Source organism: Streptomyces virginiae (genome assembly GCF_040638905.1).
Taxonomy (GTDB): Bacteria; Actinomycetota; Actinomycetes; order Streptomycetales; family Streptomycetaceae; genus Streptomyces; species Streptomyces virginiae_B.
Genome location: NZ_JBEZYV010000058.1, coordinates 1 through 17,863, shown reverse-complemented (window position 1 = coordinate 17,863; position 17,863 = coordinate 1). Strand labels below are relative to the sequence as shown.

17 protein-coding genes are annotated in these 17,863 nt (G+C 72.3%); 8 read left to right on the top strand and 9 right to left on the bottom strand.

The genetic code is table 11. The annotated features are described in order from the left end of the window. Positions 1-39: 39 nt before the first annotated feature. Positions 40-405 carry a hypothetical protein gene (locus tag AB0F82_RS37090; protein ID WP_362635862.1) on the bottom strand — a complete coding sequence of 122 codons (366 nt, stop codon included), beginning with the start codon at positions 403-405 and terminating at the stop codon, positions 40-42. A 214-nt stretch (positions 406-619) separates the two neighbouring features. On the opposite strand from AB0F82_RS37090, the gene AB0F82_RS37085 reads away from it, so the two are divergent. Continuing rightward, positions 620-1,111, top strand: coding sequence for an SRPBCC family protein (locus AB0F82_RS37085; protein WP_362635860.1), 492 nt, complete (start codon positions 620-622; stop codon positions 1,109-1,111). Positions 1,112-2,021: 910 nt separating this feature from the next. On the opposite strand, the gene AB0F82_RS37080 is transcribed toward AB0F82_RS37085, so the two are convergent. Continuing rightward, positions 2,022-3,467, bottom strand: a complete 1,446-nt coding sequence (locus AB0F82_RS37080; protein WP_362635858.1) for an FAD-dependent monooxygenase — start codon at positions 3,465-3,467, stop codon at positions 2,022-2,024. A 142-nt stretch (positions 3,468-3,609) separates the two neighbouring features. On the opposite strand from AB0F82_RS37080, the gene AB0F82_RS37075 reads away from it, so the two are divergent. Beyond that, positions 3,610-4,209, top strand: a complete 600-nt coding sequence (locus AB0F82_RS37075; RefSeq protein ID WP_362635855.1) for a TetR family transcriptional regulator — start codon at positions 3,610-3,612, stop codon at positions 4,207-4,209. A 105-nt stretch (positions 4,210-4,314) separates the two neighbouring features. On the opposite strand, the gene AB0F82_RS37070 is transcribed toward AB0F82_RS37075, so the two are convergent. Beyond that, entirely contained in the window at positions 4,315-4,968 is a 654-nt protein-coding gene (locus tag AB0F82_RS37070) for a hypothetical protein (protein ID WP_362635853.1), read from the bottom strand. 562 nt (positions 4,969-5,530) lie between these two features. Here AB0F82_RS37070 and AB0F82_RS37065 point away from each other — a divergent pair. Further along, on the top strand, positions 5,531-5,746 hold the full coding sequence (locus AB0F82_RS37065) for a hypothetical protein (RefSeq protein ID WP_037698246.1): 216 nt from the start codon (positions 5,531-5,533) through the stop codon (positions 5,744-5,746). Positions 5,747-6,081: 335 nt separating this feature from the next. Here the strand turns inward: AB0F82_RS37065 and AB0F82_RS37060 are convergent, their stop codons facing one another. The 3 genes from AB0F82_RS37060 to AB0F82_RS37050 all read right to left on the bottom strand — a co-directional run bounded on the left by AB0F82_RS37060 (position 6,082) and on the right by AB0F82_RS37050 (position 9,157). Continuing rightward, positions 6,082-7,011 carry a class I SAM-dependent methyltransferase gene (locus AB0F82_RS37060; RefSeq protein ID WP_362635849.1) on the bottom strand — a complete coding sequence of 310 codons (930 nt, stop codon included), beginning with the start codon at positions 7,009-7,011 and terminating at the stop codon, positions 6,082-6,084. A gap of 818 nt (positions 7,012-7,829) precedes the next feature. Beyond that, positions 7,830-8,213: a hypothetical protein gene (locus tag AB0F82_RS37055; RefSeq protein ID WP_356815644.1), complete on the bottom strand. Its 384-nt coding sequence runs from the start codon at positions 8,211-8,213 to the stop codon at positions 7,830-7,832. A gap of 62 nt (positions 8,214-8,275) precedes the next feature. Beyond that, entirely contained in the window at positions 8,276-9,157 is an 882-nt protein-coding gene (locus tag AB0F82_RS37050) for a C40 family peptidase (RefSeq protein ID WP_362635846.1), read from the bottom strand. 320 nt (positions 9,158-9,477) lie between these two features. Here AB0F82_RS37050 and AB0F82_RS37045 point away from each other — a divergent pair, with 320 nt between their 5' ends. Continuing rightward, on the top strand, positions 9,478-10,221 hold the full coding sequence (locus AB0F82_RS37045; protein WP_362635843.1) for a rhomboid-like protein: 744 nt from the start codon (positions 9,478-9,480) through the stop codon (positions 10,219-10,221). A gap of 547 nt (positions 10,222-10,768) precedes the next feature. On the opposite strand, the gene AB0F82_RS37040 is transcribed toward AB0F82_RS37045, so the two are convergent. Together AB0F82_RS37040 and AB0F82_RS37035 are read right to left on the bottom strand one after the other, a co-directional pair. Beyond that, positions 10,769-11,275 carry a hypothetical protein gene (locus AB0F82_RS37040; protein WP_356815641.1) on the bottom strand — a complete coding sequence of 169 codons (507 nt, stop codon included), beginning with the start codon at positions 11,273-11,275 and terminating at the stop codon, positions 10,769-10,771. A gap of 410 nt (positions 11,276-11,685) precedes the next feature. Continuing rightward, positions 11,686-11,910, bottom strand: coding sequence for a hypothetical protein (locus AB0F82_RS37035; protein ID WP_362635839.1), 225 nt, complete (start codon positions 11,908-11,910; stop codon positions 11,686-11,688). A gap of 1,061 nt (positions 11,911-12,971) precedes the next feature. Between AB0F82_RS37035 and AB0F82_RS37030 the strand changes: the two genes are divergently transcribed. The 4 genes from AB0F82_RS37030 to AB0F82_RS37015 all read left to right on the top strand — a co-directional run bounded on the left by AB0F82_RS37030 (position 12,972) and on the right by AB0F82_RS37015 (position 17,586). Continuing rightward, entirely contained in the window at positions 12,972-13,646 is a 675-nt protein-coding gene (locus AB0F82_RS37030; RefSeq protein WP_362635836.1) for a deoxynucleoside kinase, read from the top strand. A 221-nt stretch (positions 13,647-13,867) separates the two neighbouring features. Next, entirely contained in the window at positions 13,868-15,049 is a 1,182-nt protein-coding gene (locus tag AB0F82_RS37025) for an acyltransferase family protein (RefSeq protein ID WP_362635833.1), read from the top strand. A gap of 173 nt (positions 15,050-15,222) precedes the next feature. Next, positions 15,223-15,963, top strand: coding sequence for a ferritin-like domain-containing protein (locus AB0F82_RS37020; RefSeq protein WP_362635830.1), 741 nt, complete (start codon positions 15,223-15,225; stop codon positions 15,961-15,963). A gap of 171 nt (positions 15,964-16,134) precedes the next feature. Continuing rightward, positions 16,135-17,586 (top strand): amino acid permease, encoded by a 1,452-nt coding sequence (locus AB0F82_RS37015; protein ID WP_362635827.1) that lies wholly within the window; start codon positions 16,135-16,137, stop codon positions 17,584-17,586. A gap of 66 nt (positions 17,587-17,652) precedes the next feature. Here AB0F82_RS37015 and AB0F82_RS37010 read toward each other — a convergent pair. Then, positions 17,653-17,863 (bottom strand): DUF2267 domain-containing protein (locus AB0F82_RS37010; protein WP_362635824.1); only part of this gene is annotated, 211 nt, incomplete at its 5' end.

The following is a 17,863-nucleotide window of genomic DNA, read 5'->3' as shown; positions in this document are numbered from 1 at the left end:
CGATGATTGATCTTGTGGCACGCCGAGGTGGGGTGACCGTCAGGCGCGGGGGCATGGATCGGTGCTGCTCCGGCGGCTGGTGTGGTCCCCGCCCTCGACTCGGCGACGGATCGGCTGCGGGCCCGCAGCGGGTTCGGGGGTGGACACGATCTCCTCGGGGCGGGTCAGCGGGGCTTGCCGGTGGGCGGCTCCGGGGGGCCGCGCGCGCGGGGCGGCACACCGATAACGGTGCCGGGCCCGGTCGGGCCACGGCCTGCGGTCCGCGACGTCCGTGCGGTGCGCGCCGGGCCCGTACGGGTGGGGTGGTGCGCCGGCTGCGGCGGCGTCGCGCAGCAGCCGGGCGGTGTCCGCGGCGGCCGTGGCCTGCGCGCGGTGGGTCTGCGCCTCGCGCCACTCCGCCGTCAAACCGGTTCGACCGAGCCGTCACGCCACCAGCGGCGCCGGCCGGCCCTGGTCGTTCGCGTACGCCTTGCCCGGACGCGGCCGACAGGCAGAGGCACCGGAGATACTCGCCCGTACCTCGCTACCCTCTCCACGGACACAGAGAGCAGTGCCCTCAGCCGAGGAACACAGCGAGCAGTACAAAAGCACGTGGTCCCAAAAGGAAATGATGCGCACCGTGAAGTACACCGTCTCCATCGAGATCGCCCTGCCGCGGGAGAAGGTGGTCCAGCTGCTCGCCGACCCGGCACATCTGCCGAAATGGCTGCGGGGCCTGGTGCTGCACGAGCCGCTGAGCGGGGAGCACGGGCAGCTCGGGACCACGTCGCGGGTCGTGATGCAGATGGGCCGGCGGAAGATCGAGTGCACCGAGACCATCACGCGCCGGGAACCGGCAGACCTGCGCGGGATCCCGAAAACGAGCGTCGTCCACTTCGACCGCGAGATCGTCGGCGAGGGCATGTGGAGCGCCGTGCGCGACCGGCTGACCGAAGCCGGCCCGGAAACGACGCTCTGGGAGAGCGAGAACGAATACCGGTTCAGCAGCTTTCTGATGAAGCTGGTGGGACTTCTGATGCCCGGCGCCTTCCGCAAGCAGTCGCAACAGCACATGCAGGACTTCAAGGCGTTCGCCGAGCAGGGAAAAGACGTCCGCGAGGCGACGGACTGATCTGCCGATGGTCAGAGGTCTGACGACGCGGCGTGTTGACCGGGCCGCGCCCACCCGGCCGGGCCGGCCGCCTCAGCCTGCCTCGGGGCCGCGAGCCGCCAAGCGATCGTCCAGGCCTGGTTCAGCGGCGGCTGTCTGCGGGCGCGAGCAGACTCGTCCCCTCGGCCGGCTCAGGCCTACGGTCGTCGTGGACGAGGAGGAGCGGCTGCTGCGGCGCGCGCAGTCCGGATGACCTGCCGCCGGACAGGACCGGCGCATCCGGCCTGTTCAGGCGGGAGAGTCATCGTCCCGAGGAACGAGTAGCACTCTCACCTCACCCGCCTCGGCCGACCAGCGCTCCCCCTGCTCAACGGCCGCCCGCCCCTCACTGAGCATCCGCGTGCGGATGTCGCTCGCCGACTCACGTAGCGCCGCCGCCGACCTGCCGGCCATGGCCGGACTCCGGTCCAGAATCCGCTGCACTGACCTGTCGAGAGCGGCCACGGCTCCCTCGATGCCGTCCATGTTCCCCCCGCCGCGGCGACCGACCTCACTGCCCAGGCCATCCACAGAGCCATGCATGAAGAGTAGGACGGGCAGGTGAGCCGCGGCTGAACGCGGAAGCGTGTCGGGCCCGCATGCCGGACAGCAGGAAGCCCGCGATCCGCGAAACCGGGACCCTCCCCCGCACGACTGTTCAGCGGCTGCGATGAAGTACCGAGCAGCCGGGCCTGTATCGGGTGCTGGATCCGGCGAGTCGGCGGATCCCGGGCCGGTATCGGACGGGCCGCAGTTCGTCCTGCTGCCCCGCACCCGCATCGAGCGGTCCGACTCCTGGCCCGTGCCCGGCGCCCGGCAGTGCGCGTGCCGGCCTGCGGCCCCGACTCGGGAGAGCCGGCCGGGGCGGATCAAGAACTCCGGGGGACAGCCCTCAGCCCAGATACCGGGCCACTTCCTCCTCGATCCCCGCCGCGTCCGCACCCTCCGCCGCCCAGGCCACGTATCCGTCGGGCCGTACCAGGACGGTCGTCCGGCGGTCGCCCGCCCAGCGCTCCACGGTCAGCCACCCCTCACGGACACCGGGGCCTTCGTACGTCCCGGGCGTGATCAGCACGAACCGGCCGCCGCGCAGCGCCTCGTAGAGCCGGCCGTCCTTCAGGGCCACGTCGGGGACGCGGGTGCCGGTGAGGCGGTGGACGCCGCGGGGGGCGGGGTAGGCGTAGCCGATCCCGGTGATCTGACCCAGGGCCTTGCGCTGGACGGGCGGGGCCATGTCGACGAACGCGGAGACGAGGGCGCGGGCGGCACGCAGCAGCGGATTTCGCGTGCGGGCCAGGCGGACCAGTCCGCCACTGCTGCGCAGCACGGCCCTGCCGACCGGGTGGCGCTCGGCCTCGTAGCTGTCGAGGAGCCCTTCGGGCGCCCGGCCCTGGACGGCCGCGGCGAGCTTCCAGCTCAGGTTGGCGGCGTCCTGCAGGCCGGTGTTCATGCCCTGCCCGCCGGCCGGGGAGTGGATGTGCGCGGCGTCCCCGGCGAGGAAGACCCGCCCGACCCGGTAGTGCGGTGCCTGGCGCTCGTCACTGTGGAAACGGGAGAGCCAGCGGGCGTCGTGCATGCCGTAGTCGGTGCCCAGGGCACGGCGGGTGATCTCCTTGACCTCGTCGAGGTCGAGCGGGGCGTCGTCGGAGACCTCGTTGCGGCGGTTCCAGCCCATGACCCGGTACCAGCCGTCGCCGAAGGAGGCGATCATCGCGAAGGCGTCGCCGCGGCCGTTGACGGTGAGGACGCCCTCGGGCTTCTCGACCAGCCGGACATCGGCCAGGATCAGCGACTTGATGACGGAGACGCCGGGAAAGTCCAGGCCGATCGCCTCCCGCACGGTGCTCCGGTGACCGTCGGCGCCGACGACATAGGCCGCCCGGCGGGTGACGACCGCCCCGTCCGCGCCGCGCACGTCGAGGTCGACGCCCTCGTCGTCCTGCCGCAGCCCCACGACCTCGCTCTCGTACGCGAACTCGACCCCAGCCTTGCGGGCCCGCCGCTCCAGGAGCCGCTCGACCTCGTACTGCGGGGTGATGAGCAGGAACGGAAAACGCGAGGGCAGCGTGCTCAGATCGAGGGAGAGGCGGCGGAAGAGCCTCAGGCCGGTGATGGTGTCCCCGGTGGTGAGGAGTTCGTCGGCGAGGCCGCGGGCGTCAAGCTGCTCCAGGGTGCGGGCGTGCACGCCGAAGGCGCGGGAGAGGTTGGTGATCTTGCGCGGCCGCTTCTCGACGAGGGTCACGGGGACGCCGACCGTGGCGAGGTCACCGGCGAGGAGTAGGCCGGTGGGGCCCGAGCCGACGACGATAACGGTGCGGTGGGTGGCGGTGCCGTTCACGGTGGCCTCCTATTGCCAACGAATGTTGGCCAACACTTGTTGACCAAGGTAGCGAGGCGCGGGGGGAACTGTCAACAGATGTTGGCCAACAGTCGTTGGCGATCGCTTGTTGACCTACGCCCGTTGGCCTACGTTTGTTGGCATGAACGGCAGCGACAGCACCTCCACGGTTCCCGACTCCGGCGCCCCCCGCCGATCCGACGCCACTCGCGGCGCGATCCTCGCGGCGGCCCGCGAGCGCTTCGCGACCGACGGCTACGAGAGGGCCACCATCCGCGCCATCGCCAAGGACGCGAACATCGATCCGTCGATGGTGATGCGGTACTACCGCAACAAGGAGGGCCTCTTCGCGGCGGCCGTCGCCATCGACCTGCGGCTGCCGGACGTGAGCGGGGCGGACCGCCGGCAGGACGCGGGGCGGATCCTCGTCGGGCACTTCCTCGACATGTGGGAGGACAACGAGGTCCTCACCGCGCTGCTGCGCGTCGGCGTGACCAACCAGGCCGGGGCGGAGCGCATGCAGGGCATCCTGCGCGACCAGCTGCTGCCGGTCGCCCGGCAGGTGTGCCCCGACCCCGAGCAGGTCCCGGCACGGGCGGCACTCATGGCGTCGCAGCTGCTGGGGCTGGCGCTCACGCGGTACGTGCTGCGGATGCCGCCGGCGGTGGGGCTGGCGCGGGCGGAGATCGTGGCATGGCTGGCACCGACGATCCAGCGGTACCTGACCGCGCCGAGTCCCTGAGGTTTGCCGAGCACCCGTATCCGCCAGGGCCACGGGACCGACAGGGGCGCTGGAAGGCCGCCCGACGGGGGCGGCTGACGGAGCGTCGGCTGCGGTGCGGTGTGCTCAGTCGGTGAGGAAGGCACCTTCGCGGCAAGCGCGGCAGACGAAGACGTAGCCCAGCTGGCCTCCGAGGTTCATCGCGGTCTGCGAGGAGATGCCTTCCTCCAGATGTGCCGCGAATTCCGTCGTGCCGGCGCAGGAGGGGCATGCGGGCAGTCGGTCGTCCTCGAGGTAGGAGGGGCTGCCTCCGAGTGACCCGAGCACTTCGCGTTGCTTCCCGAATCGTTCTTCGGGTTCCCGCTTCCATCCCGAGCGGGCAAGGTCGTACGCGTCAGGCTCGAGTTCGTCGTGGTCGTCGTCCTCTTCGGGGTCGAGCGTCACGAGGTGGGTGCGGATGGCCGAGGTGGCGGGCAGTACCGTCACTCCCGTCTCCGGCACCGCTACCGGCTGCAGTTCCTCCCGGGGAAACAGGTAGACCCGGTTCGCGCCGGACGTCGCGTCCCAGAACTCGCATGCGCCGGGGTCGTTCTGGCACACGAACACCGACAGGACGCCGTCCTCGACAGGGAGATGAGCGAAGAACTGCAGCGGCCCTCCACAGCCGGAGCCGCACAGGGGCCAGGTGAATCCCGCAGGAGCCAGCGGCGCGCCCCCGGTACGCGGGACGTCGGAGTCGGCCGGTGCGGTGCCGTCGTAGATCATCAGCGTGGTCTGCATGGCGACAGGCTACGGGCGGCCCATGACATGACCGGTCCCGCCATCGGCGGACTCGTCGGTCCCCTGTCAGCCGGCGCATCGACCACTCCCGGTCCGCCCTCTGGCGTGCCGAGCAGCTGGAGAACGCGCGGCGTCCGGCGCCGGCGGAACGGTCTGCGAAAGCTCCCGCGCCAGAGCGCGCCACAGCGGCCATCACCGTGGCCGCCGTCCGCGCACCAAACGGTCGGCGACCGCCTGGCCGACACCTCACTCTCCCGGTGTGCTCGGTGCGTTGGTGGCGGCGGGGGCGGAGTCCTCGGCGTGGCGGCGGCGAAGCAGTTCCTGCTCGGCCGTCCCGCTGCGGGAGTTCAGCAGTGCCTCCAGGGCGCTCGCGGGCCGGGCCGGCGGTGTACGTCCAGGCGCCGCCGTGGAGGAACGGCTGGCGGGCTGCGGCGACGATCTGGTCGGCGTACTGGGGATGCACGGCCGGACCGCAGTACGGGTACCAGAGCCGTTTGGCGTGAACGGAGCCTGCTGTCTGCAGGCCACGGTATGTGGTCCTTACACTCCCCCGGTGGATGCGATGAGATGTACGTACTGCGGTGGCGTCGGGCTGGAGCCGGGTTTCGTCGAAGACGCGGGCGAGGGGGCCCGGGGGTACGCCCGGTGGATCGCCGGGCCGCTGGAACGCGGCCTGTTCGGGGGTGCCAAGCGGCTGGGCCGGCCCCGGCGCCGCATTGAGGCGTACCGCTGCCCGCACTGCTCCCACCTGGAGCTCTTCGCGACCGAAGCCGTCTGAGGGCCGGGGCCGCGGGTGGCCGTGGTGCGGGCGGGTCGCGCGCGGCGTGCCCGTACGTGCGCCCGCACGCCCCCGCGGGAAGGGATGGCCGCGTGCCCGCGCGCCAGGACCATGACCGTCACCACCGCAGTCCGGTCACCCTTCCTCGTCAAGCTCCGGCGGGGCGGCTCCGAGCCGGACCACGGGCGCGAAGGCTCCTTCCGGGTCCCGCCGGCGGGCTCCGCTCCGATCCCAAGGGCAAGGCCTCGGGATCGGCGGGAGCTCGCGTTCCGCCGCGTGGGGGCAACCGCCCGGGCCGGGGCCGGTCCGCGGGTGTGGTGCCTGCGTTTTCGGTGTCAGCCCCTGCGGCGGCGGTTGCGGGCGACGATCGCGCGGGTGACCACGGGCGGGAGGAGGTCCTTGGCCAGCTTGCGCCAGCGGGCACCGGGCCTGCGCGCGGCGGCGGGGGCCGGCACCGGTTCCGCCCGCGGCGCGGGGTGCAGCGGCTGTGGGGGCGCGGGCGCGACGACGCCCTGGTCCCCGATGCGTACCAGGGGGCGGCCGTCGATCACGTCGACGCCGTGCCAGAGGTCGGTGCGCTCCTCCAGCCATGCGAGCAGTGCCGCCCGGTGGGGCGCCGGGTCGCCCCAGGTTGCGTAGAGTTTCGAGGCCGAGACGCAGATGGGGTGCAGTTCGCCCGTGACCACGGCGGTCCAGACGGCGGCCGCGACGCCGGGGCAGTGCTCGGAGCGGTAGTCGTCGAAGACCACCACGGCGTCCGGGGTCGCCACCAGACGCGAGGACGCGATGTCCGTGACGACGTGCTCGTAGAGGTGCGAGGCGTCGACGTGCACGAATCGGCAGCTCGTCGGCTTGACCCGGTCGGCGACGACCGAGGTGGGGGCTTGGATCAGCGTCGGCAGCGTCTCGTGGAAGGCCAGGTAGTTCGTCTCGAAGCCGCGCCGCGTGAGGGTGGGGTATGAGCTGCGGTTCTCCGCGATGTTGAAGTCGTCCGTCGCGGGCGAGTCGAAGAGGTCGCAGACGGTGAACTCCTCACCGGGCCGGAGGTACCGTCCGAGGAAGATCGCGCTCTTCCCCATGAAGGCACCGAGCTCGAGCAGGTCGCCCCGCTGCCCCTCGCTGTTGTTCTGACGTGTGAGGAACCAGTCGAAGAGCACCTGGTCGTACGCCGAGAACCACCCTTTGACCTCGCCGTATGTGGTGGGGACGAGCGGGGCCGGCTCACCGTCGGGGGTGGTGACGGAAGCTTGTGAAACGTGCGACACGAAGAGTCATCCTCCAGCGGAGTGGCATCGGTTTTCACGCTGACCCGGCCGGGTAACGGAACCCTAAGCCCTGGGCGGACGTGTGACGAGATGTGAGCGGAATTGACTGTGATTCCTGCCCGGCGCATCCCGTGTGCTCAGACCTCGGTCCAGCGGCGCGGTCATTGGGTGGCGGCGGTGCGGAGAGCTCGAGCAGCGTCCGCTCGCACAGCCGCCGATCGGAGAGCACCCGGTCCGGGACATGCCGGGAAGCCCTCGTCCGTCGGCAGCTGCGCCGCGCGGCGGCCTGGTCCGCCTCCATGGGCGCGGTGACAGCGGCCCGGTGGCGGGTACCTGTGGCGGGTATCGGTGGTCCGGGAGCTCGGCGACGCCGTGGAGGGTGTTCCGCTCGTACTCCGGCCCCTCCCCCGGGCCGGCCGGTCCCGTCATCGCCGGCACCGTCGATCGCCTTCGGTCGGCGCGGCGACCGCTCCTGATGCGCCCCGCCGAGCGCAGCCGCCGCGACACGGTCCCGGACCCACGGCCGCCGGCCCGCCCAGTCCCGGGCCCGCGCGCTGTCCGACAGCAGCCGCGCTCTGGAGGAGGGCGGCGACAGACCTCGGAGTGGATCGCGGCGAACCCTTCGCTGTTCGCGCGGGGTGCCGGCGGGTGCGAACAGCCCGGTTCAGCGCGCCGCCGCCGGGCCCGCTGCCTGGCGTGGCATTGGGGAGACGGCCGACGCCCCCGTGCCTGCCGCCTGGCGGAACCAGCACGGCTGCGGCCGCGGGCCCTCATCGGTTGCGCCGATGAGGGCCCGCGGCCGTTTTCAGGACGTCAGGTCAGCACTCCCGCAGGCCCGGTGCGGGGTCGACGGAGGTGTGGACGTCCACGGCGGCGACGTTGCCCCACTGGCCGTTGTCCAGCTGGGTCCAGTACCAGACGTTGTTGCCGCCGGCGTGCTGGTCGCCGCGGCCCCAGCACTGGAACCAGCTGGGGCTGGAGTTCAGCGGCCCGCGCACCGCGGAGTTGTAGCGGCGGTGCTCGTAGCCCTTGGCGCCGACCCGGTTGCCGCACCACAGTTTGCCGTCGGCGCGGACGCCGCATTCGGCGGCCGCGCTCCGGCCGGCGGCGGGCGTCGCGGCGGCGGGCCCGGTCACGGTGGCCATGCCGCCCGCCAGTGCGACGGCGGCGAGGCCCAGGGCGATCTTCCTGCCTGCGTACATGTTTCCTCCTCAAAAGGGCTCCCTTTCCGTCGGGAGCCGGGGTGACGGTGTGCGGATGGTGCTCAGGGGCAGGTGCGTACGCCGTCCAGCCAGGCCGCGCCCTTGATGTAGATGTTGGTGATCCACGCCCCGTACTCGGGCAGGTAGGACCAGGCGTCATTGGTGTAGCCCTCGGCGGTCACCGGTTCGGCGTGCTTCTGGCACTCGATGCGCACCGTGGTCGGGCCGGGGAACTTGTGCACGCGCGGGCTGGTGGTGGACGGTTCCTTGTGGGTCCACACCTCCGTGCCCCAGGTGCTGAACGTGCCGGGTGCGGCGGCCGGCCCGGCGATGCGGACCGCTCCCGCGTAGTCGCCGTCCAGCCGTACGTCGCTGACGGTGATCCGGGTGCCCGATTCGCGGGCCTCGACCATCCTTCCCGCGCCCAGGTAGATCGCGATGTGGTGGATGGAGCCCCCGGAACCCCAGGCCAGGAGGTCGCCCGGGAGCAGCGGGCCGGTGCCCTGGGCGGCGGTGAACCGCTGTTTCACCTGCGGCGAGTGGAACTGGTGGTGGGCGTTGCCGGTCAGCGGGTCGCCGCCGGCCGCTCGGGCGTAGGCGTAGCGGACCAGTCCCGAGCAGTCGAAGCCGAGGCGCTCGGGGTCGTGTGCGCTGTCGGGGTCGCTCGGGTCGACCTGGCCGTAGGTCGGCCCGGGCTGTGGTCCGTGGCCGCCGCCCCAGGTGTACCAGACGCCGATCTGTTCGCAGGCGGCTGCCGCGGCCTTCTCGGCCACGCTGGAGGCGCCGGGGGCCAGAACGGCGCAGGTGCCTGCCGCCTTCGCCCTGTTCGGCGCCTTCGCCGTGTGGGGTGCGGGGGCCGCGGTGGCGCTGTGGGCGCCTGCCCACGCGGCCAGGAGGGTCAGTGCCGTCACCGCTGCCGGCAGCGTCGTTCTCCGCATCGCCATGTCTGGTCCCCCGTCTTTGCCACGCGGTGTCCCGCGGACCGGTACCGCCCGTCTCCCGGGCACTTCGAGACTGTTCCCCGGTGCCCCCGGGTGTCGAGGAGGCGCGGGTCGCCCACTGCATCGGGCAACGGGAAACTTCTGGGAAACCCTGTCCCACCTGGGGTTTTTGAGGTTCCGTCAACAGGCCGCTCGACGGGGGCGGTCTGCGTGCGGAGCCGCTGGAACCTGTGTGCGGCAAACCGCATCCCTCGAAGGGGCGGCCGGGGCGGTTGTCGCCACCCGCCGGTCCCGCCTTCAACTCGATCTGGAGAATGCCGGGTATGAACGCACAGTCGCCGTCGGGTGCCCCGGACAGAGCGCTGCGCGCCCTGTGGGGGTATCCGCGCCGTGCGCCGTTGACCCTTGCCTATGTCTGTCTGCTGCTGGTCACCCATGCCTGGATCGGCTACGGGCTGTCCGCCGAGCGGGCGGCCGACGTGTTGGACCGCGTCAGCACCAATCTGGACAACCTGCAGGATCATCCGCTGTCCGCGCTGCTCGGCAGTGTGCTGTTCTTCGACGGCACGCTCACCGATGTCGCCTCGACCGGCTTCGTGGGCACCTTGATCACGTTGGGTCTCGGTGTCTGCTGCTTCCTGGCCCGGGCGGAGCACCGGTGGGGAGCGGCGCGCGCGGTGGCCGTGTTCCTCGGCGGGCATGTCGCGGCCACCCTGCTCACCGCCGGCGTCATCGCCTTCGCGCTGCGGCAGGGCTGGTATCCGGAGTCCGTGCGGCAGGACGTGGACTTCGGGGTCAGTTACGGTGCGCAGACGGTGCTGGCGGTCGGCACGCTCGCTCTGCCGCGCTGGGGGCGCCTGCCGTGGGCCGTCTTCGTGCTCGGGTGGCCTGTCGGTGGTGCGGAATGGGCGGCCGGGCCGTTGCCGGACTTCACCACGGTCGGCCATCTCGTGGCGGCGGCCCTGGGCTTCGGGCTGCTGGGCGTCCCGGCTTTCAGGCGGCAGCGGGTCCGGGCGGGCGGGCCGTCCCCGGGTGCGCGCGAGGTGGGAGCCGTGCCGAGGCCCTGACAGGCACGGCTCGGGCCGGGCGGATGCTGGTGAGCGGCAGGCCGGACTCGGTGTGGAGGCGTTCGGCGACGAGTGAGCGGTGGCATCCTTCCGGATCGCGCTCGCCGCGGAAGCGGAGGAGGGCGGTCAGCGGGCCTTGCGGTGGCTCGGCCGCGAGCGCCCTGGGGGTTGTCCTCGCGGTCGTCTCGCGGTACCGGGGCCGGCGCAGTGGTCGGGGCCGGGCGGCTTTCGCCCCGGGCGTGGCCGGGGCGGCCTGCGCCGGGGCGCCGGCGAAGGGCGAGCAGCAGTCCCGTGCCTCCGGCGGCGAGTTTCCTGGAGGAAGGCCGCGGCCGTGAAGCCGTGGACGCCGACCGTCGCGGCGTGTCGCGAAGGGACCGGGGGCCGGCTCCCCTCAGCGGTGGGGCGCAGCCGCTCTTCGCTCTGATGAGGGGCGGCCGGGCCGTGCGGCACCTGCGCGCCGCGTGTGGCCGCATCGCACGAGGGCGTGCTGAAGGGCCGCCCTCCTCGGAGGTGGCGGCCCTTCAGCCGGGCGTGGGGCGTGGCAGCGTCAGACGACGGGGGTGTAGGCCAGGGGGGCGAATCCCGCGCCGCATGCGCCCGGCAGGTTCGCCGGGGTGAAGGGGGTTCCGGACGCGGTGGTGCAGACGGCCTGGCGGATCACTCCGTTGCTGGCCAGGAGGGTGATGTAGAGGTGGCCGGGGTCTTCTTCGGTGACCGAGACGGCGGTGCCCGACACGCACTGCGGCGCCCCGGCCAGAAGCCCGAGGTTGATCCACACGCCGGGGTTGCGGCTGTCGTTGAGGAAGGCGCGTCCCTGCCGGTCGGTCGCGGCGCGGAAGACGGTTTCGAACAGGCCGCCGGCTCCGGAGTAGTCGACGACGGTGGAGCTCACGTCCCGCGACACCGAACACCGCTTGGACTCGTCGGCCTGGGCCTGGGTGTCCTTGGGGGTGGGGTCGTCGTTCGCGAGCGCGGACGGGGCCACGAGCGCCCCGGCGAGCAGGGCTCCCGCGACCGCGGCGGTACCCCGGGCAGCCCAAGCGAGCTTCCTCATGTGTGTCCTTTCGTGGGTGCGGCGGCCGGCCGCGTCGACGGGCGGGCGCCCGGGTCGACTTCTCGCACCGCGGGCCGCGTGGGTCGTCCCGCCTGGGCTCAGCCGGTTTGCCGAGTGGTGGGGCCGTCGCGCGTCCGTGACGGCCTCCTTTTTTCGGGATCGAATATTCCGCGCCCGACCCGCGCGCACACGCACCGCTATGGTCCGTCACTCTAAGGAATGGGCTTGGGTCCCGGCCTGTGGGGCGCGGGCCCGGGCGGCATGCGGCCGACGGGCCCGGGCGGCATGCGGCCGACTGCCCGCACGAGGCCGCGCCGCGGGGCGTACGGCCCCGCCCGGATCCGTCCGGCACGCGGGATGCCCCGGACCCCCGGTCGGCTCCCCGCCGCACGGGGCCGTGCCCGGGGGCGTCAGATGTCGCCGGTCCACGCCTCGGGGCCGCCGCCCTCCCAGCGGATCGGCCCGTCCTCGGACAGCTCCACGTCCTCCAGGCCGGCCCGGCGCAGGAACTCCGACACGTCCCCGGGCGTGAAGGCCCGGCCGAGGTCCGCGTCCACGCCGAACGCGTGCACGGTGACCTTGCGCCCGCCCTGCGGGGACACGGGATGGATCACGATCTGCGTCTGGTCCGCCATACCTCCACGGTGCGGCGGTCCGGCCCGTACGGCATCCGGTGCCGTGCGCCGAACAGCGGGCAAAGGCCGGCCGTCGGTGCCGCGTGAGAGCGGGAGCGCAGGTGACGGCTGCTCAAAGTCCCTGGAGTACGGGGGGTTTGGGGGCGGGCGTCGCGGACAGACGCGTGGATACCGGAAGCGGACACCCTGCGGATGGGGCGCTTTCGGAGCGGGCCCCGCCGCATGACGCCCTCCCTCCCCGTCATGCGGCAGGCTCGCCCGCACGACGGGCTGCCGCCGGATCCGTCCGGCACCCGGACACCCCGCACCTCGGCCTCCTCCCCGGCCGGGGGGCCCGGGGGCGTCCGGGGAACCCCCGGCGCCGGCGCTCAGACCGCCGCCCCCGGGCAACGGACCCGACGGCAGCAGCCCGCCGCGGGCTCACGCGGTGCGCTCCTGCTCTGCGGGCCACACCCACGCCGGCCGGTGCCGGTGCCGGTGCCCGTGCGGGTGGGGGTGCCGGTCATGCGCGGCGTGCCGCGCCTGCTCCGTCCAGGACTGCAGCGACCGCGGCCAGGAGCCTGTCCCCCGTGAAAGGCGTCGTCGGGTGCGGGTGCGCCCGCCCGTTCGCAGCTGGCCCCCTTAGTCTTACTTCGCCGAGCGCCCCCGCCGCCGCCCGTACGGTGAAGCGCCGCGCAGCTGGAGCAGGCCGCGCCGTGGGCGGGGCGCAGGCCTGCGGTGGGGCGGGCGCGGTCCGGGGCGCGGGAAGTCTCCGCGGGCAGGGGTGCGGGTGGGGGGCGGGCGCCCCGGCGGATCGGGCCGGGACGGGCAGATCGTCATCTAAGATTCAGGCTGGCCGCGGGGCCGCGGCTCGTCGCTGGCGTGGCGGCCGCGGAAGGGCCAGGCCGGCCGGTCGAGGAGAACGGCCCGTGTCAGGGGTTTCCGGCCCGGTCCGGACGGGGACCGTCTGACGCTGATCATGAAGCTCCCGGGGAATCGCGTGCCGTCGGCGTGCGTCTCAGTGGTGTGAGATGCCCAGCCCGCACGCCCACGCACATAAGACCGCCAGGGAGAAGTGAGGTATGGCAGTGATCTGCGTCGGAGGCATGATCGGCATCGGGAAGACGAGCGTGGCCGAACTGCTCGCCAAGGAGCTGGGCAGCGAGGTCTTCTACGAGAGCGTGGACGACAACCCGATCCTTCCGCTCTTCTACACCGCGAGCCCCGAGGAGATCCAGGCCAGGCGCTACCCCTTCCTGCTCCAGCTCTACTTCCTGCAGACGCGGTTCGCCGCGATCAAGGAGGCGTACAAGCAGGGCGACAACGTCCTGGACCGGTCCATCTACGAGGACTGGTACTTCGCCAAGGTCAACCACGGCCTGGGCCGGATCAGCTCCCTCGAGATGCAGGTGTACGAGGGGCTGCTGGAAGAGATGATGCGCGAGATCGACGGCCTGCCGTACCGCAAGGCACCCGATCTCATGGTCTACCTCAAGGCGGACTTCGAGACGGTGCTGCACCGGATCGGCCTGCGGGGCCGCGATTTCGAACAGGACGAGAGCCTCGTCGAGTACTACCGGACGCTGTGGTCCGGCTACGACGACTGGGTGCACCGGCACTACTCGGCCAGTGAGGTCCTCATCGTCGACATGAACCACACCGATGTGGTGAACAACCCCGACGACGCGGCCCGCGTGGCGCAGGACGTCAAGAACGCCCTGGCCGCGGTCAGGCGGGACGTCCCGGCCGGCGTCTGAACGGTGGGCCGGGCGGCGGTCGGGCCCGGGGGGCGGACGCGCCGGTTCCGCGTCGGGGCCGCCGCCGAACGCCGGCCGGCCGCGCACCCCGGCCCGCCCCGGCGGGCAGCCCTCTGCCGGGGCCGGGCACGGGCGCGGGGGCGCGGCGTCGTTAAGATCGCTGGGTTCTGCCGTCAGAAACGCACCGGTGTCGCGACACCGCAGGATCAACCAGAGGTGTCATGTCCGACAGGTTTGCCGTTGCCGGGGACCGTGTCCCGGTCCCTGCCCAAGCACCGCAGGCAGCTCCCGGCCGGGTGCGGCCGTGGAAGGTGTTCCGGAAGGTCGGCGGGACCGGGTCCGGGCGGGCGCCGCGCATCGCGGTGCTGGACGGCCTGCGGCTGCTCGCCGCGCTGGCGGTGGTCCTGTTCCACTACCTGGCCGGCTACGGGACGATCCCCTGGCAGCGGACCGCGGGCGAGCTCTTCCCCGCGCTGCACCGGATAGCCCAGTTCGGCTGGCTGGGCGTGGCCTTCTTCTTCATGATCAGCGGATTCGTCATCTGCATGTCCGGCTGGGGCAAGTCGCTCCAGCATTTCTGGCAGGGGCGGATCCTGCGGCTGTTCCCGCTCTACTGGGCGGCGGTCGTGCTCTCCTCGGCGGCGGCCCGGCTGGGTCCGCACGTTCCGGGTGAGCCGAGGGTCACCATCGGTCAGATGCTCACCAACCTCACGATGTTGAACGAGCCCCTGGGCGTCCACCACGTGGACAACGTCTACTGGACGCTCTGGGTCGAGCTCCGCTTCTACCTGCTCTTCTCGCTGGTCGTGCTGCTGGGGAGCAGCTACCGCCGCGTCGCGACCTTCTGCTGGATCTGGGCGCTGGGCTCGGTCATGGCACCGGCATCGGGTATTCCGCTGCTGGACCAGCTCCTGATGCCGCGCTGGGCGCCGTTCTTCATCGCCGGCATCGCCTTCTACCTCGTCCGCCGGTCCGGCCGGCTCGAAGGTGAGACGGTGGGCATCCTGGCGCTGTCGTGGCTGCTGACGCAGCACCGCCTTCCGGAGATCATGGCGGGAGAGGGACACGGCATCGACTGGAAGGTCTGCCTGACCGCGATCACGGTGATGTACGCGGTGATGGGGCTGATCGCGCTCGGGAAGCTGGACTGGATCCAGTGGCGCTGGCTGCCGGTGGCGGGCGTGATCTCCTACCCGCTCTATCTCGTGCACCAGTCGCTGGGCGTGCGGCTGATCTGGCGGTGGAACGAGCAGTGGGGCGCCTGGCCGACCCTGCTCGGTGTGATCGCGGGAATGGTGGTGATCGCCTGGCTGATGCACCGCCTGGTCGAGCGGCCGCTCACCCCGCTGCTGCGCCGGGCGATGGCCCCGCGGGCCGAGCGGTCGCAGAAGCTCGCCGCCTGACGCAACGGGCCCGGCCCCCAGCAGGTCGTGGCCCCGCGCAGTACTTCAGAGCCCTTCAGACCTTCAGAGCCCGTCCCGGCCGCCGCGCCGGGGCGGGCTCTGTGGCGTTCTGTTACGGGGCCATGACATTCCAACACTTTTGAACATGCTCAACACTCGCTAGATTCTTGAACATGATCAAAAGTGGGTACGGGGTGTGGGTGGGCGAGTTCGAGGCCGAACGGGAGCGGCGGGCCGCTCTGGGCGATCCCGACTGGGGCAAGGGCGCGCGGCTGCCCGCCGAGATCGTCCGCAGCATCCAGAAGTTCCAGGTCGGCGAGGACGGTGACGGCTCCGCGCTCTGCGCCAAGGCCGATCGCGCGGGGGATCCGGTCTACTCCGCGGCGGTGCGGCTCTTCATCGCCGAGGAGCAGAACCACGCGCGGATGCTGAAGCTGCTGCTGGCGGCCGGCGGGGCCGGCACTCTCGACGGGCACTGGAGCGACGCCGCCTTCGTCCGGGTGCGGCGGCTGCTCGGGCTGCGGGTGGAGCTGCTGGTGCTGATGATCGCCGAGGTGGTGGCGCTGGGGTACTACCGGGCGCTGCGCGACGGTGCCGCCGATCCGCTGGCCCGCGAGGTCGCGGGGCGGATCCTGGCGGACGAGGAACGGCACGTCCCCTTCCACTGCGTGCGCCTGCGCGAGGGCCTCGCCGTGCTGCCCCGGCCCGCCCGGCGGGCCGTGACGGCCGGGTGGCGCGGCCTGCTGGCCGGCGCCGCCGCCCTGGTCGCGGTGGACCACGGCCCGGCCCTGCGGGCCCTGGGGGTGGACCGCGGCGCCTTCGTGGCGCAGGCCCTGCGCTCCTCCGCGTGGATGGCCCGCGCGATGGCGGGCGGCCCGTTTCCCGCACCGGCCGAGGCGGGCGCGCAGGTCTGACCCGGCGGCCGCGGGCGCCGGCGGCCCCGGGCCCCTGCCCGACGGCGCCACTCCCCCGCCCCGGCGCCCGTCGGCGTAGCGGCTGCTCGCCTACGGGGCGCCTCGTTCCGTATGGCTGCCCGCGCCGGAATGATGACGTGCCGTCACCCCCGTTGTGGAAAGGACGTGCGCATGGCCAGGCTGAGTGCGGGGCAGGGAGTGCTGCGCCGCAAACCGATCGAGCAGATCGAAGAACCGGAAGGGGCCCTCAGCGAGCAGCTCACGCGCACCCTCGGCCTGTGGCAGCTCACCGCGATCGGGGTCGGCGGCATCATCGGCGCCGGGATCTTCACCCTGGCCGGGACGGTCGCCAACGGTGTCGCGGGCCCCGCCGTGCTGGTCTCCTTCCTGATCGCCGGTGTGGCCAGCGCCGCGGCCGCGTTCTCCTACGCGGAGTTCGCCGGGCTGATTCCGAAGGCGGGTTCCGCCTACACCTACGGCTACGCCGTGCTGGGCGAGCTGGTGGGCTGGTTCATCGGGTGGGACCTGCTGCTGGAGTACACGGCCATCGTGGCGGTCGTCGGCATCGGGATCTCGGGCTACTTCAACTTCCTCCTGGTCGAGACGGGCGCGGCGCTGCCCACCTGGATGCTGGGGGCGCCGGGGACCGGTGACGGGCACCGCTTCGACCTGATCGCCGCCGTCCTGTGCCTGTTCACCGCGTACCTGCTGAACCTGGGGATCAAGAGCGCCGCTCGGTTCGAGACGGTCGTCGTCGTCCTGAAGGTGCTGGTCGTCCTCCTGGTGATCGTCGTCGGCTTCTTCCACATCGACACCTCCAACTACACGCCGTTCTTCCCCTACGGGGTGGGGGGTGCCTTCACCGGTGCGGCGACGGTCTTCTTCGCGGTCTTCGGCTACGACGCGATGAGCACGGCGGCGGAGGAGTCCAAGGACGCCCAGCGTCACATGCCGCGGGCGATCCTCTACTCCCTGGCCATCGCCATGGTCCTGTACGTGCTCGCCTGCCTGGTCCTGACGGGTATGCAGAAGTACACGGAGATCGACCCGGAGAGCGGTTTCTCCAGCGCGTTCAAGGCCGTCGGGCTGGACGCGATCGCGGACATCATCGCGGTCGGGGCGATCATCGGCATCCTCACCGTGATGTTCACGTTCATGCTGGGTGTGACGCGCGTGTGGTTCTCCATGAGCCGCGACGGGCTGCTGCCCCGCTGGTTCGCCAAGACGCATCCGACCCGGCACGTGCCGACCCGGGTCACGTGGATCGTCGGTGCGGCGTCCGCGGCCATCGCCGGCCTCGTCCCGATCGGGGAGGCGGCGGAGCTGACGAACATCGGCATCCTCCTCGCCTTCGCCGTCGTGTGCACGGCGGTCATCGTGCTGCGCTACCGGCGCCCCGACCTGCCGCGCACCTTCCGCACCCCGCTCATGCCGTTCACTCCCGCCCTCGGGGTGGTCGCCTCCATCTGGCTCATCACCTACCTGCAGGTGGAGACGTGGATCCGCTTCGCGATGTGGTTCCTCATCGGACTGGTCATCTACTTCGCCTACTCCTACCGCCACTCCAAGCTGGCCGGGACCACCACGGGCGAGTCGGCGGACCAGGCCGGGACCGGGAACTGACGGCGGGCCCCGCCCGCCCCGCCCGCGTCCGGGCCCGCACGCGGGCGGGGGCGGGCAGGGGCGGGGTCAGGCGGCGGCGGGCTCGGGCCGGCGCAGTTGCGCCTGTCCGAAGAGGAGGGCGTAGCCGTCGGGGAGTTGGTGGAGGATGCGGGCGAGGAGGTCGGGTCCGGCGAGGCGGGCGACGACGGCGAGGACGGCTCCGGTGTCCCAGCGGGCGACGGCGGGGGTGGTGCCGGATCGTGCGGCGATGTCTTTGACGAAGCCCCAGCCGGTGGGG

Bases quoted from the DNA above. Each gene is read 5' to 3' on its own strand.
- AB0F82_RS37045 (WP_362635843.1), top strand. From the start codon at position 9,478: ATGAACGCACAGTCGCCGTCGGGTGCCCCGGACAGAGCGCTGCGCGCC.
- AB0F82_RS37040 (WP_356815641.1), bottom strand. From the start codon at position 11,275: ATGAGGAAGCTCGCTTGGGCTGCCCGGGGTACCGCCGCGGTCGCGGGA.
- AB0F82_RS37050 (WP_362635846.1), bottom strand. From the start codon at position 9,157: ATGGCGATGCGGAGAACGACGCTGCCGGCAGCGGTGACGGCACTGACC.
- AB0F82_RS37030 (WP_362635836.1), top strand. From the start codon at position 12,972: ATGGCAGTGATCTGCGTCGGAGGCATGATCGGCATCGGGAAGACGAGC.
- AB0F82_RS37015 (WP_362635827.1), top strand. From the start codon at position 16,135: ATGGCCAGGCTGAGTGCGGGGCAGGGAGTGCTGCGCCGCAAACCGATC.
- AB0F82_RS37055 (WP_356815644.1), bottom strand. From the start codon at position 8,213: ATGTACGCAGGCAGGAAGATCGCCCTGGGCCTCGCCGCCGTCGCACTG.
- AB0F82_RS37035 (WP_362635839.1), bottom strand. From the start codon at position 11,910: ATGGCGGACCAGACGCAGATCGTGATCCATCCCGTGTCCCCGCAGGGC.
- AB0F82_RS37075 (WP_362635855.1), top strand. From the start codon at position 3,610: ATGAACGGCAGCGACAGCACCTCCACGGTTCCCGACTCCGGCGCCCCC.
- AB0F82_RS37065 (WP_037698246.1), top strand. From the start codon at position 5,531: ATGAGATGTACGTACTGCGGTGGCGTCGGGCTGGAGCCGGGTTTCGTC.
- AB0F82_RS37025 (WP_362635833.1), top strand. From the start codon at position 13,868: ATGTCCGACAGGTTTGCCGTTGCCGGGGACCGTGTCCCGGTCCCTGCC.
- AB0F82_RS37020 (WP_362635830.1), top strand. From the start codon at position 15,223: ATGATCAAAAGTGGGTACGGGGTGTGGGTGGGCGAGTTCGAGGCCGAA.
- AB0F82_RS37070 (WP_362635853.1), bottom strand. From the start codon at position 4,968: ATGCAGACCACGCTGATGATCTACGACGGCACCGCACCGGCCGACTCC.